General features: G+C 56.4%; 10 protein-coding genes. All 10 read right to left on the bottom strand.

The features are described from left to right. Positions 1 to 5: 5 nt before the first annotated feature. A complete protein-coding gene (locus V6940_RS02465) occupies positions 6 to 1,574 on the bottom strand; it encodes an MFS transporter (RefSeq protein WP_333494699.1) in 1,569 nt (522 codons plus the stop codon). A gap of 231 nt (positions 1,575 to 1,805) precedes the next feature. Beyond that, positions 1,806 to 2,945, bottom strand: a complete 1,140-nt coding sequence (gene bglB, locus V6940_RS02460; RefSeq protein ID WP_333494698.1) for a beta-galactosidase BglB — start codon at positions 2,943 to 2,945, stop codon at positions 1,806 to 1,808. A 4-nt stretch (positions 2,946 to 2,949) separates the two neighbouring features. After that, the gene (locus V6940_RS02455; RefSeq protein WP_185667560.1) at positions 2,950 to 4,536 is read right to left on the bottom strand and encodes an MFS transporter; all 1,587 of its coding nucleotides are present in this window, start codon (positions 4,534 to 4,536) and stop codon (positions 2,950 to 2,952) included. A gap of 270 nt (positions 4,537 to 4,806) precedes the next feature. Beyond that, positions 4,807 to 5,199: a flagellar protein FlhE gene (gene flhE / locus V6940_RS02450; protein ID WP_333494697.1), complete on the bottom strand. Its 393-nt coding sequence runs from the start codon at positions 5,197 to 5,199 to the stop codon at positions 4,807 to 4,809. Next, the gene (gene flhA, locus V6940_RS02445; protein ID WP_333494696.1) at positions 5,199 to 7,280 is read right to left on the bottom strand and encodes a flagellar biosynthesis protein FlhA; all 2,082 of its coding nucleotides are present in this window, start codon (positions 7,278 to 7,280) and stop codon (positions 5,199 to 5,201) included. The genes flhE and flhA overlap by 1 nt, the downstream gene beginning before the upstream one ends. Further along, complete coding sequence (gene flhB / locus V6940_RS02440; protein WP_185667557.1) at positions 7,273 to 8,424, bottom strand: flagellar biosynthesis protein FlhB; 1,152 nt, start codon at positions 8,422 to 8,424, stop codon at positions 7,273 to 7,275. The genes flhA and flhB overlap by 8 nt, the downstream gene beginning before the upstream one ends. 192 nt (positions 8,425 to 8,616) lie before the next feature. Further along, complete coding sequence (locus V6940_RS02435; protein WP_333494695.1) at positions 8,617 to 11,280, bottom strand: family 78 glycoside hydrolase catalytic domain; 2,664 nt, start codon at positions 11,278 to 11,280, stop codon at positions 8,617 to 8,619. Between the two features lie 25 nt (positions 11,281 to 11,305). Further along, a complete protein-coding gene (locus V6940_RS02430; RefSeq protein ID WP_333494694.1) occupies positions 11,306 to 12,556 on the bottom strand; it encodes an MFS transporter in 1,251 nt (416 codons plus the stop codon). Positions 12,557 to 12,710: 154 nt separating this feature from the next. Further along, positions 12,711 to 13,562: a helix-turn-helix domain-containing protein gene (locus V6940_RS02425; protein ID WP_333494693.1), complete on the bottom strand. Its 852-nt coding sequence runs from the start codon at positions 13,560 to 13,562 to the stop codon at positions 12,711 to 12,713. A 275-nt stretch (positions 13,563 to 13,837) separates the two neighbouring features. Next, positions 13,838 to 14,482: a protein phosphatase CheZ gene (gene cheZ / locus V6940_RS02420; RefSeq protein ID WP_185667553.1), complete on the bottom strand. Its 645-nt coding sequence runs from the start codon at positions 14,480 to 14,482 to the stop codon at positions 13,838 to 13,840. Between the last annotated feature and the right edge of the window lie 7 nt (positions 14,483 to 14,489).

The raw sequence follows: 14,489 nt of genomic DNA, 5'->3' as shown, positions 1-14,489 counted from the left end.
GTGCATTAGCGCCCGGCGGATACAGCCTCGATAACAACCGGAGATTCGTCTTTTTTGAACAGCGGGCTATTGCCCCAGCACTCTTCGTAGCGATGGCCAACCAGGTCTTCCACCACTGCGCGCACTTCCGGAGTAATATCTTCCAGCTTGCCGCCCGCTTTAATACGCGCCACTTCCTGTAGCACCACTTTGTGGGTTTCACGGTCCAGCTTCATCTGCTTACTGAAGACGATAGCCAACAGCGCCAACAGCGCCACGCCGCCGCAGAACACCACCGCAATTGCATTCACCGCGCTTTCGGGCTGCACGTGCGCTTTAGACTGGAAGCCGTAGTAGCTAAGGATGGCTCCCATCACGAAGACGATAATCGAGCGCAGGATTTTGCCGGAGAAGGTCATCGCGCCAGCATAAATCCCCTCGCGGCGGCGACCGGTATAGACTTCATCCACGTCGGCCAGGAAGGTATAGACCGTCCATGGAATGTAGTACACACCACCGGTGCCCAGGCCGAAAATAATCGTGATCCCGAACATCAGAATGGTCGCCAGATGCACTGGCAGATGGAAGAACCACAGTGAGGTGTAGAGGAATACGGCGAAAATCACAATGCAAAGCGCAATAATGTACGGCTTGCTGAAGCCTTTTTTCACGCACAGGCCGATAAACAGCGCGGTGGAAATCAGCTGCAGGATGGAGTTCAGACTGTTCAGCCCCGCCACCATCGCTGGGTCATGCTGCAGTACAAAGATAACGAAGTAGGTAAAGATTGACGCGAACAGCCACTCGGCGCCAAAGCCGCACAGGTACATACCAAGGTGCTTACGGAATACCCGCAGGTAGAAGGTGGAGCGCATATCTTTCGCCAGCGACAGCAGCGTATGCAGCAGGGTCGATTTGACCTGAGCTTCCGGCTCCTCTTCGCGCGGACGCTCCCAGCTGTTGTACCACAGACAGGCTACCGCCGCGATGAGGATCGCACCGTAGGTCAGGCCGGTCAGGAAGAACGGCGTAGCGGAATCTTTACCGTAGATCAGGATAAACTGCCCTGGAATAAATGCGGCAAGGAAGTTGGCCAGCTTGCCAAAAATCGCCTTATAACCGGTCAGCTTCGAGCGCAGCGCAAAATCGTCGGTCATCTCGGTAGCCAGCGTTTCGTATGGCACCATCACCGAGGTGTAGATAATCTCGAACATGACGTAGGTGGCGAGGTAGTACCAGAAGCTCAGCCCTTCTACCCACAGCAGTGGGTAGAACATCATCAGTGGAATACCGATAAGCAGGAAGAAACGGCGACGGCCAAAGCGTTTGCCCAGCGCGGTTTTACCAAAATTATCGGTGAGATAACCCATCAGCGGGTTACTGATCGCGTCAATGACGCTCGCAACGGAGAAAATGAACGCCGCCTCAATCAGCGTCAGACCACAGAATGTGGTATAGAAGTACAGAAGCCACGCGCCGCTGATCGCCAGCGCGCCGCTCCCCAAAAGGTTTCCGCCTCCGTATGCCAGTTGATGGCGCAGATTGACAGGTCTTCCCTGCAGCCCGTGGGGGGCTGAAGCCGCATTTCTTGCCATAAAATTAAACCTCGTGTTTTATTATTTTGAAACACTGTTTTTATATTATTGTAAAGGTAGAAGGAATGTGAGCTATATCACCATTGTCATTGCGGCTATTAGCCATACGCCAGGAATGTGATCTGGTTAAAATTTTTTTATAACCAAAAGTAAAAATAACAACTTTTTTTGATAATAAAGGCAATAAAAAACCCGGCCATCTGCATAGCCGGGTTTTTGAAGCGCTAAGGCTTAGAAGAACTTACGCAGATATTCCGTCAGGCACAGAATCGCCATCGCCTGGCCGTACGGCATGGAGGTCAGCGGAATTTCACGGTAGAAATCGAGGTTGGAACCCATCCCGGTACCGAAAGAGGTTTGCAGCAACTCCCCTTCCGGCGAAACGTGCTTCACGATGCCCTTAATGGCTTTCTCCGCAACGTCGGCATACTCCTGACCAACATAGCGTTTACGCACCGCTTTCAGAATACCGTAGGCAAAACCAGCGGTCGCCGACGCTTCCAGATAAGAGTTTGAGTCGTCCAGCAGCGTATGCCACAGGCCGCTGTCATCCTGGCATTTTGCCAGCGCCGCGATCTGCGCATTCAGCACCTGTACCAGATAACGACGCACCGCGTTGTTCTCCGGCAGATCCACCAGCTCAAGGAAGTCAGGAATCACGATAGTCAGCCAGCTATTGCCGCGCGCCCAGCGCGCATTGGCAAAGTTGTGGTGCCCTTCGTAGTTCCAGCCGTGGAACCACAGCCCGGTTTCCCGGTCCATCAGGTTCTGCACGTGCAGCAGGAACTGATATACCGCCTCTTCCACGTACTCCGGGCGATTCAGCAGCTTGCCGATTTTCGCCAGCGGCAGCACGGTCATCATCAGGGTGTCATCCCACATCTGCTGATGGTTCTCTTCCGCCAGCGTGATGTGCTGCATACCGCCGTGGTCGGTGCGCGGCATCTCGTTCATCGCCCACTCGGCCCAGGTTTCCAGCCACGGCAGATACGCTGGGTTGCGCGTCTCTTCATAGCGGTAGGCCAGCGTCAGGAACGGGGCCATGGTGTTGACGTTTTTGGTGGTCGCGCCTTCGGCAAAGCGGTCGGCGAACCAGCTATCAATAATGTCGCGCATCGCCACGTCGCCGGTCTGCTGGTAGTACTGATAGATACCGTACAGACCCACGCCGTGCGTCCACTCCCAACCTGCCCAGCCTTTGGTATCAATCACGCGACCATCGTCCAGGCGCAGCAGAAATTGACCAGTCTCATCCTTGATATTCACCAGATTGTTCGTCACCGTCTGAATCAAGGCTTTCAGCTCTTCCCGGGAGATAAAACGCTCCGGTTGACGTAATAATGGGCTATGTTTGACGGGCCAAACTTTCATATCTTTAACCTCTGTTGTAAGTCGAATTCAATGTTGCAGCCTGCTTCAGAGAAGGTGCGGCAGGCTTATTACGATTCAGATAACCAATATTGTTATTGCCCCACAGGGATTCGTACGGCATACCCGCCAGCATTTCGACGGTTTCACGCGCCTGGGCTGTGACGGTTTCGGGTACCACGTGGCCGGAATCACGCATTTTTGCGGTTTCTTCACGCAGTACGCCGTGGGTTTTCAGGTTCAGCTTGAAGCGCAGTGAGACCAGGAAGCCCAGCGCCAGCACGATGATGGTCCCCATGCTGAGGATCAGCAGAATGGTGTGACTCACTTCAGGCGGCTGGGTTTTCTGCCCGGAGACAAAGCCGGAAAGCTGCATGATGATCCCCACCAGCATCACAGCACCCGCCTGAGACGCTTTACGGGTCAGGGTCATGATGCCCGCGAAGATACCTTCACGGCGCTGACCGGTGATCACTTCATCCACGTCAGCAATATAGGTGTAGGTGTTCCACGGCACGTAGTTGATGCCGCCGCGGCCCAGGCCAGCAACCGCTGAAATCAGCAGCAGCAGCGAGTAGATATCGCTCAGCCCCGCGTAGTACAGCGCCGCATAGGAGAACGAGCCAATACCGAACAGCACGACCACCATGCGGTAAGACGGTGCCGGTCCAAAGCGAATGCACAGCGGGATCATGGCGATAACGGCGATGAACTGGAAGATAGCCATGGTGCCCAGCAGGTTAGAGGCCACTGAGGCTTCCTGCATCAGCACAAACACCACATAGTAGGTAAAGACGGCGTTAAACACGTCCTGAGCGATATAGCCGCCGAGGTACATTCCCAGATGCTGACGGAAAATCTTAATGCGCAGCGTTGAAGAAAGTTCGATGAACAGACGGCTCATGCTCTGGCCGAAGGTCAGATGTTTCTTCTCGGCTTCAGCCTGTAGCGCCGCTGCCGTCCACTCTTCACGTGGGCGTTCCCAGGTGAAGAACCAGACAAAGGTCAGCATCAACGCGCACAGCACGGAGAACACCAGGCTGGCGTAGAAGAAGGAGACCGCGTTGTCTTTACCAAAGTGAGTCAGCAGGATGCCAGGCAGGAAGGAGGCCAGAATTGCCGACATCTGCGCCATACCGATACGCGCACCGGAGAATTTGGTCTTCTGTTTGAAATCGTCGGTCATTTCCGGCACCAGCGTTTCGTACGGCACCAGAATCATGGTGTAAACCACGTCAAAGATCAGGTAGGTCACCAGGTAGTACCAGAAGCCCATGTCCCCTATCCACATAAAGGAGTAGCTGAACACGCAGGGAATACCGAGCAGGATAAAGAATTTACGACGACCGAAGCGTTTGCCGAACCAGGTCGAACCGAAGTTATCGGTTAAGAAGCCCATCAGCGGGCTGACAACCGCGTCCAGAACCCTGGCGGTTGCAAAAATAAAGGTCGCTTCGATGGGAGAGAGCCCACAGAAGGTGGTGTAGAAGTAGAGGAGCCATGCGGCGGTCAGCGCGGTGGTGCCTGCGCCGAGAAAATCGCCCGAACCGTAGGCGAAGTAATTCACCAATCCTATTTTTCGCGTTCTATTCATTGCCGTCAATCCTGTGCCTTTTATTATTGGAACTCCTTCGGCGCGCTAGAGCTTCACCAAAAGGAGTACTGACACGGCTACAGTAAAAGTATGCGTAGAGGGATACCTTCCTATTTCTGCCAGCACGACGGCTGGATTGGCAAAAATGCAAAGAGTCGTGGCATATGTGTCACTGATTTATAAAACAACGTTTCTTTACGATCAAAAGGAAGGACCAGAAATGCGACATCGCCACCAGATTAGCGTGGCGATTGGTGAATTGTGCGGCAGTTATCGGTAGTTAACGATAATTTGTACGCTTTGTACCTTCAATGCTGGAATTAATCGCCCACCGCCGGGAATTTCCCAGATGAAACGAAAAGGCTCAGATGCCGACACCTGGCTAAACGCCATGGTGGTGCCGCTCTGGGCATCGAGTTCAGTACAGCGGGTCAGTGAGCACAACCGGGTACGCAGTCCAGCAGGCGTTGGGCCGTTAAGCTCGTAGCGCCAGGCCACCAACGTGGTGGCCCCCTGGACGGGCGACGTCGCGGCAAGCGGCGCCGACGAAGCGGCAACGCCACGATAGTTCAGCGTAATGCCCATATGGCTCGCCTGCCAGGCCCCCTCACCCGCCGCCTGCGCCAGCACCGGCAGGCAGAGTAACAGCAGCAGCCTACGCATTACTTACCTCCAATGGTCGCGGTCATGCGGATATTGCGGTTATCTGACAGCTCCATATTCGACAGCACCACCAGCTGCGGCAGGCTGCGGCGCAGGAAGCGCGACAGCAGCGGACGCAGCGCATGGTTCACCAGCAGCACCGGCGGCGCGCCGAGCATCTCCTGACGTGCCAGCGCCTCCTGAGTTTGCGCCAACAGACGGTCCGCCAGCCCCGGCTCCAGCCCGCCGCCGCCCTGCAGCGCCTGCAGCAACAGACGCTCAAGCGGCGTATCCAGACCAATCACCTGCACTTCATCATTACCCGGGAACCAGCGTTGGGTAATCGCCCGGCCCAGCGCCACGCGTACTACCGAGGTCAGCTCGCCCGGATCGGTCTGAATCGGCGCGTGTTCCGCCAGCGTTTCCAGAATGGTACGCATATCGCGGATCGGCACCTTTTCGTCGAGCAGATTTTGCAGCACTTTATGCAGCGTGGTCAGCGTCACCACGCCCGGCACCAGATCTTCGGTCAGCTTCGGCATCTCCTGCGAGACGCGATCCAGCAATTGCTGCGCTTCCTGACGGCCAAACAGTTCGGACGAATGGAGACTAATCAGATGGTTAAGATGGGTCGCTACCACCGTACTGGCTTCCACCACCGTGAAGCCCTGAATTTGCGCCTGCTCTTTCAGCGCGCTTTCGATCCAGATAGCCGCCAGACCAAAGGCCGGGTCGGTGGTGACTTCACCCGGCAGCGTCCCCGCCGCCGTGCCTGGGTTAATCGCCAGCCAGCGACCCGGATAGGCTTCGCCGCTGCCAATCTCAACCCCTTTAAGCAGAATACGGTAGCGAGCAGGCGCGAGATCCATATTGTCGCGGATGTGCACCACCGGCGGCAAAAAGCCCATTTCCTGCGCAAATTTCTTACGGATACTGCGGATACGCCCCAACAGCTCGCCGTCCTGCTGGAAATCCACCATCGGAATCAGCCGGTAGCCCACTTCCATACCGAGGGTATCTTCAAGCTGTACGTCGCTCCAGGTGGCCTCAACGGCCTGAGTGCTGGCTTCCTGAGGTTTCGCCGCCTGCGGCTGTTCCGGCGCTTTCATTTCGCGACCGCGGATCCACCAGGCCAGCCCTAACAGTGCAGCGGTGAACAGTAAGAACACCAGGTTCGGCATGCCCGGCACCAGACCAAGCAGCCCCAGCACCCCGGCGCTCAACAGCATGACGCGTGGGTTGCTGAACAGCTGGCCGACCATCTGCTCGCCCACGTCCTGCTCGGTACTGACGCGTGTGACGATAACGCCCGCCGCGGTCGAGATAACCAGCGCGGGGATCTGTGCAACCAGACCATCACCGATGGTCAGCAGGGTATAAGACTCCGCCGCTTTACCGAGATCCAGCCCGTGTTGCAGTACACCGACCAACAGACCACCGATAACGTTGATGACCATGATCAGAATACCGGCGATGGCATCACCGCGTACGAACTTACTCGCACCGTCCATCGAACCGTAGAAGTCTGCTTCCTGAGTCACTTCAGAGCGGCGTTTTTTCGCCTCTTCTTCACCGATGATCCCGGCGTTGAGGTCGGCATCAATCGCCATCTGCTTGCCCGGCATCCCGTCCAGTACGAAGCGCGCGCCCACTTCCGCGATACGCCCGGCACCCTTGGTGATAACCATAAAGTTGATGATAACGAGGATGATAAACACCACGATACCGATGGCGAAGTTACCGCCCACCAGGAAGTGGCCGAAGGCTTCTACCACCTTCCCCGCCGCCGCCGCACCGGTATGCCCGTCCATCAGGATAATACGGGTGGAGGCGACGTTCAGCGCCAGACGCAGTAAGGTGGTAAACAGCAGGATGGTCGGGAACGCGGCAAACTCCAGGGTACGCTGGGTGAACATCGCCACCAGCAGCACCATAATCGACAGCGCAATGTTGAAGGTAAAGAGCAGGTCGAGGACGAAGGCCGGCAGCGGCAGCACCATCATCGACAGGATCAGCAGGATCAGCACCGGCCCGGCAAGCACCTGCCACTGGGTGGATTTCAGGTTGCTGGGGAGGCGCAGCATTGCGACAAGATTAGCCATCAGAGTCCTTCTCGTTCAAAAAATCCAGTGCCTCTGGCACCGGTAAGTTATCCGGTTTTTTCGGCGGCTGACCGCCCGCGAGCCGCCAGCGTTTAAGCTGCCAGACCCAGGCCAGCACTTCCGCCACCGCCGCGTATAGCTGGCCGGGGATCTGCTGACCGATATCCGCATGACGGTAGAGCGCACGCGCCAGCGGCGGGGCTTCCAGCATCGGGATACGATTCTCTTCGCCGATTTCGCGAATGCGCAGCGCCACTAGCCCCGCGCCTTTGGCAACCACTTTTGGCGCGCTCATTTTGTTTTCGTCGTACTGTAGCGCCACCGAGTAGTGAGTTGGGTTATTGACGATAACGTCGGCTTTCGGGACATCCGCCATCATGCGTCGTCTCGCTGCCGCGCGCTGCATCTGGCGAATACGCCCTTTCACGTGCGGGTCGCCTTCGCTTTGTTTAAATTCGTCGCGGATATCCTGACGCGACATACGCAGCTTTTTCAGATGACTGTGGATCTGCCAGAAGACGTCGAACCCCACCATCGGGATAATCCCCAACGCCACCAGCAGCGCGCAGAGCCCAACCATATTGAGGGCATTGCCCATCGCCGACAGTGGCGATTCGCTCACCAGTCGCATCATCTGCGGCCAGTGCATCCACATAAAGAAACCTGCCACGGTACCCATCAGCACCGCTTTCATAATGGCTTTCGCCAGTTCCGCCGCCGTCTGGGCGGAGAACATGCGTTTAATCCCCGGCAGCGGGTTGAGCTTGTCGAGTTTGAGGGCGAGGGATTTGGTACTGAAGACCAGGCCACCGAGCATCATCGGGGCCACTAACGCCACCGTCACCACGCCGACAATCAACGGCAGCAGCGCCAGCATGGCCTCTTTGAGCAGCATGATTATCTGCCCGAGAATCAAATTGGGATCGTTAACGATGCTGTGGTCAAAACGCAGGCCACCGGAGAGCAAGTTCGCCAGTCGACGCGCAAGGGACTCCCCGCCCAGCCAGAGCACACAAACGCCCACCAGCAACATCAGCACGGATGTCAGCTCGCGGGATCGTGGGATTTGCCCCTCTTCTCGCGCTTTTTCAAGTCGCTGGGGTGTGGGGTCTTCTGTTTTGTCGTCGTCGCTTTCTTCTGCCACGGCTTCACTCTCGCAATTACGGTCGCGAGTATTATCTCGATGCCGCGCGTTGCCAATAGGGCGAATAACGGAATGAAAGTGAAGGAATTCGAGCGTTTATTCGTTTTGTCGGCCGGATAAGCACAGCGCCATCCGGCCGAACCCGTGCAGAGCGCCGGATGGTGGCGTAAACGCCTTATCCGGCCGACATGATTAGCGCAGGAAGATAACCCGGTAGCGTCCTGAACCCACTTCGGCGCAATAGCCCGCCGATGATGGCGCAAAGTCGAGGCCATCCGTCTCCAGCAGCGTATGCGCCCGATCCAGCACCAGCGTCGAACGCGTATTCGCCGGGATCTCAATCTCGAGGGTTATCGTCTGACTTTCCTGCGCCGCCTCCTGCGTCCAGTGCACGCTGATATCGCCATATACCGAGTCGTAGCGCGCGTTCAGCCACTGGAGGTTACCGCCTGGGATCGGATGTATCACCGAACGCTTAAAGCCCGGCGCCTCTTCTTCGGTGTTGATCCCCGCCGCTGCCCGGTACAGCCATTCGCCGATGGCGCCGTAGGCATAGTGATTAAACGAGTTCATGTCCGGGCTCCACATGGTGCCGTCCGGCTTCACGCCGTCCCAGTGCTCCCAGATCGTCGTCGCCCCAGCCTTTACCTGATACAGCCAGGAAGGGAAATCTTCCTTCAACAGCAGCTGCCACGCCGCATCGGCCTGGCCGTTCTCACTGAGCGCATGACAGAAATAGGGCGTGCCGACGAACCCGGTGACCAGATGCCCATCCTGCTCCTCCAGCAGCGTCAGCAGGGTTTGCACCGTGCGTTCGCGATAGGCCTCTGGCACCAGCTGGAAGTAGAGCGCCAGAATATGCGCGGTTTGCGTTCTCGCCGCCAGTCTGCCGTTTGGGGTAAAGAATTCACGATGGAAGCTGTCGACGATCGACGCATGCAGCGCCGTGTAACGTTCAGCATCGTCCACATGGCCAAGCACTTTCGCCGACTTCGCCAGCAGTTGCGTCGACAGCGCGTAGTAGGCCATGCAGGTCAGTTCGTTTGGCGTCGCACCAAAATAGCTACCCTCGCGGGCATCCAGCGCCACCCAGTCGCCAAACTGCAGCTTCCACGACCACATATTGTCGACCGCGTTGGCCCGCATAAACTCCACCCAGGCCTTCATACTCTGGTACTGTCGCGCCAGCGTCTGGGTATCGCCATACATCAGATACAGCGTCCATGGGTTGATCACCGCCGCATCGGCCCACGCGGCGGAGGAGTGGGTACGCCCGTGCGACAGGAAACGGTCGTTATCACATTTCCCGGTCAGAATGTCGGGGATTACGTGCGGTACGCCGCCTTCCGGCGTCTGGTCATGTGCAAGATCCACCAGCCACTTAGCGAAGAAGGTGTGCGTCTGCATCAGATAGCTGGCGGTACGGCAGAAAATCTGCGCGTCACCGGTCCAGCCAAGGCGTTCATCGCGCTGCGGGCAGTCGGTGGGAATATCAACGAAGTTCCCCTTGAGTCCCCAGAGGATATTGTGATGAAGCTGATTCAGTTCGGCGTTAGAAGTTTCAATATGGCCGGTCGGGACCATCGCCGAGTGCAACACTACGGCGGTAAAATCATCCAGCGTCGGCGTCCCCGGCCAGCGTTCAATCATTACGTAGCGGAAGCCCTGGAAGGTAAAGTGCGGGTGGTAGCGCTCTTCGCCGTCGCCGCGCAGCGTGTAGTCGATGCGCTGTTTGGCGGTGCGCAGGTTATCCAGATAGACGTTACCCCCCGCGTCCAGCACCTCAAAGTGACGTAGCGAAACGTTGTCACCCGCTGCGCCGCGCACGCAAAACTCGACCCAGCCGCTAAGGTTCTGCCCAAAATCGAGCACCGTCTCGCCTTTCGGCGTGGTGAACAGTGCACGCGGCGTCAGGCGTTCAATCTCTTGCACCGGGCAGGCCGTTTGCGGCTGCAGCACCGCACGGTCGGCCGTCAGCAGGTTCACCGCTCGCCAGCCCTGCGCCACAAAGCCGGGTTCGCTCCAGCCGCGCTGTTCCAGCCGGGCATCGTAGATTTCACCGTCATAGATTTCCGAGAACAGAATCGCCGAGTCGCTGCCCTGCCAGCCCCCATCGCTGGCAATGACCTGCTGGCTACCGTCGCGCAGCGTGACCACCAGATGGCAGATAAAGCCGGTCTGCTCACCGTAGTAGTTACGGTAGCGGTTAAAGCTCATATCCCCTTTGTACCAGCCCGCCCCCACCATCGCTCCGATGGCATTCGTGCCTTCTCGTAGCCGTTCGGTCACGTCCCAGGTCTGGTACAGCAGGTGGTGATGGTAGCTGGTCCAGCCCGGTGCCAGCTCATCGCAGCCGACCTTTTCCCCGTTAAGCCACAGCTGATAAAGCCCCAGCGCGCTGGCATGGACCACCGCCGAAACGATATCGGCGCCCTGCGGCAGGGTGAAATCCTGGCGCAGCAACGTGCCTTTCGACTCGGCTTTATCCTGCGGCGTCTCCGCTGAGATAAATTCGCCCTGCCACGCCTCAGCAGGCAGGCCGGTGATAAACGAAGCCTTTGGGCTCCAGTCGCTGCTCTGGCCGTGATTGTCGGTGATGCGAACCCGCACGTAGTAGCGGGTGGAGTGCGCGCAGGTAAACGCAGGCAGCTCAACGTTATTCGAGCGGTCATCATGGATGTCGCCGCTATCATAGCAAGGGTCATCAAAGCTAGCCGATGCTGCCAACTGCAGCCGCCAACTCCGCTGCACGACATTGCGTAAGCTGCTGCTGATGGTCCAGCCGAATATCGGGAGCGTTTCACAGCCCGCCAGTGAGCGTTCATAGTTAAGCGTAACTTTTTCTACTGCCAACATAGTTATTCCCTCAATAACGTCGTGTTCAGGCTTTCACCCGCATCGTGTCATGTGACGCAGTCCGCGCATCCGCCGCCGCGACCATTTCCGTTTCTGCATTAAATTCATTGCGCTGCTTGCCGTGGAAGCACAGCCAGCCTATGGCCATGCCGACGACTACGATCGCCGTCAGCAGGCAATAGAGCACCATTGGCCCCGCGCTCAGCAGCACCGGTGTGACAAAAGCCAGAAGGCCGCAGGTCAAGCGGGCCACGCCGACGATTACCCCCTGAGCAGTGGCGCGCAGCATGGTCGGGAATGACTCCTGGGCCCACACTTTCATGATCCCCTCAAAGGCAAAGCCGGTACCGATATTGGTAAACAGCAGGCAGCAGAACCATGAAAGCGGCGAGAAATTCAGCAGTACCGGCACAAAGTAGCCGCCAGACATCATCACTGCTCCAAAGATGAAAAAGGGAATGCGCTTTGAGGTATCAACAATGCGCATAAACAGCAGCCCCGAGGCGACGCTAACCGGCAGGATCAGCAGCCCCCAGAGCGAGTTGGTGCTAACCGAGATCCCCACCACGTTGACGGCGACAAAGGTGCCAAACTGTCCGCCAGTATTGGCCGCCAGATTGGTGAAGGTGTAAAAGGCGCATAGGGAGAGAAACGGCCAGAGGTATTTGCTGTCCAGTAGGTCACGCCAGCCGTTTTTCTGTGCGCGGACGGTCGCCACGCCGCGGCGCTGCTCGTCACGCGCGGCAAGCCATAGCGGTGATTCAGGTATCGACCAGCGCAGAATCAGCAGCACTGCCGCGACTAACCCAACGTGCATATACATAATCTGCGCGCCAATCCGCCCCCAGTCGCCCACGACCGCGGAGATCCCCATCGTCGCGCCAATTCCCACAAGCCACAGCAAGTTAGACATACCGATGATTTTGCCGCGGTTTTCATCGGTTGCCGCTTCGGAGATGGTCGCCAGCGATACCGGCAAATCCGCGCCGGTGGCCAGTCCCACCAGCAGCGTGCCGACAACCAGGAAGTGGAAGCTCAGCCCAAACGCCAGCGCCAGGGTGCCGATGACGATCATCGCCATGGTGATAATAAAGACGTTACGTCGCCCAATACGGTCGCCAAGCCGACCACCGCAGAATGCCCCTGCGGCAATGCAGAGGGTTAACAAGCCGGATAAAATACCAATTTCCAGAGCGGTAATACCGATAGTTTTTTGATAAATAACCAGCGCAGTACCATTAGAGACAATGGCGGCAGAATCAATATACGATGCCATTCCAGACACCACCCCAATATACCAGGGGCCGGGTGTACTATTTTTTGCCATAACGTATCCCTTCATGTTAATAGGTGAAAGAAGATGGGCGCAGAACCCCCTCTCACCGTGATTGTTGAGATAAAATTACTGTCGTTTTTTTATTAGCCGAAAATCAGATCTGCGTTAACACCCGTGAATGCAGCTCTCGTTCATGAGTGGGTGAATAATTAAAATAGCGTTTGTACGATTCGGTCAATCTAATGGCATTCATAAAGCCGCAGCGAGCGGCTATTTCACTGACCGTTTTATCGGTCGTGCGTAGCAGTTCCTGGGCTTTGAGAACCCGAAATAGCATCTGAAATTTCACCGGCGTGTAGCCAGTAATGCGTTTGATAAAGCGAAACATCGTACGCCGCGCGACGCCGTTATCATCGCTAAGCGCACTCCAGTCTAGCTGCCGTAGGCTGTTGGATTTCAACGTTTTGATAAGGCTTACGCGCCCTTTCTCCTCGACGCTAAGCGGCTGCTGCTGCCGACCACATAGGCACAGCGTGTTGATCACATTGAGAAATGCCGACTCACACTGTGAAAAATAGAGCGCATCGTAGTCGTGCTCGTTCCTCGCGATGATCTGCTCGCTCCAGCCTTCGATATTTGCTAGTTCGCTTGACGTTAGCGTGCGGTCCTTGCGTGACTGCAACTGCGTTTTCACACACTGCAGCAGAGCGTCGATATTCTGTAAGAAATGAAAATTGTGATTCCTGCGAATTAATATATTAATCACCGAAAGGTGATTCGTGGAAACATAGCTGTGAGTATCATTCTTTGTAACGAGAAAGAAATCACCCTTACAAATAAAGTGGACAATATCATTGACAATATGAAACCCGCTACCATCACGGACAATAACTAACTCATCAAATTCATGCCCATGTACGCCTTCCATTAACTGGTTATTCATTGTAAACAGGCAAAAAGCATGTTGTTCCGAGTGAAAGAAATCACTGTCACGTAATATCCGCATGAGCACTCCCGATTTTATTTTGGCAATAACATTCCGACCTTAATGAATAGCAAGGATTGAAAAATAAATATTGTTGCAGGTCTCATTGATAACTATTTAAGCGCAATAATTATGACAAGTCTATATAACGGGGTGGCACTCAGGCGTAAGCCAACGTGATGTTGGTTTCATTTTCGGGAAATGCAGAGGGGTTTACCCCGGCGTCGGCGTAACCGCCTCGGCCGGGCTACGTTTTGAAGGTAGCCCGGCCGAGCATCGCGACGCCGGGGGTGACTTTAGAAGCCGAGACTGTCCAGCAGATCGTCGACCTGATCCTGGCTGGCCACCACGCCCGCTTTGGAGGTATCAACCTGCGGGCCATTGAGCAGGCTGTCGTTTTCACGTTTCGGGCGAGCGCCCTGCTCAGGAATGTTCTCCAGCAGCACCATCAGCAGCTGACGTTCAATCTCCTGAATTACGTCCATCATACGCTTGATAACCTGACCAGTAAGGTCCTGGAAATCCTGCGCCATCATGATTTCAAGCAGCTGTGCGTTGGTAAAGCTGGTGTGCCCCGGCACGTCACCCAGGTACTGGCGGGTATCGGTCACCAGCTCGCGGGCATCGGCAAGCTCAATCGGGTTCTCAAACCAGGCGTCCCAGCGCTTAGTCAGCGCTTTTGCACCCTTCTCCATTTCGTCCTGATGCGGCTGCGAAGCCTCCACGCTGTTAAGCGCGCGTTCCGCCGCCTGTGCGGTCATCTGCACCACGTAGTCGAGACGATCCCGGGCATCGGGTATCGCCTCCGCCGCTTCCGCAATCGCCTGGTCCAGCCCCAGCTCGCGCAAGCTATCGCGCAGCATACGGGTCAGATTGCCAATGCGGCTAATAATATCCGCGGCGGAATGTTCATCGCCGGGCTTGATGGAAGATTGCATCATGTTCGTC

The sequence above is a fragment of the Kluyvera sp. CHPC 1.251 genome, from assembly GCF_036759945.1.
Taxonomy (GTDB): Bacteria; Pseudomonadota; Gammaproteobacteria; order Enterobacterales; family Enterobacteriaceae; genus Kluyvera; species Kluyvera sichuanensis.
Note: the sequence above shows the minus strand (reverse complement) of the source record. Positions and strands in the feature narration are given on the sequence as shown.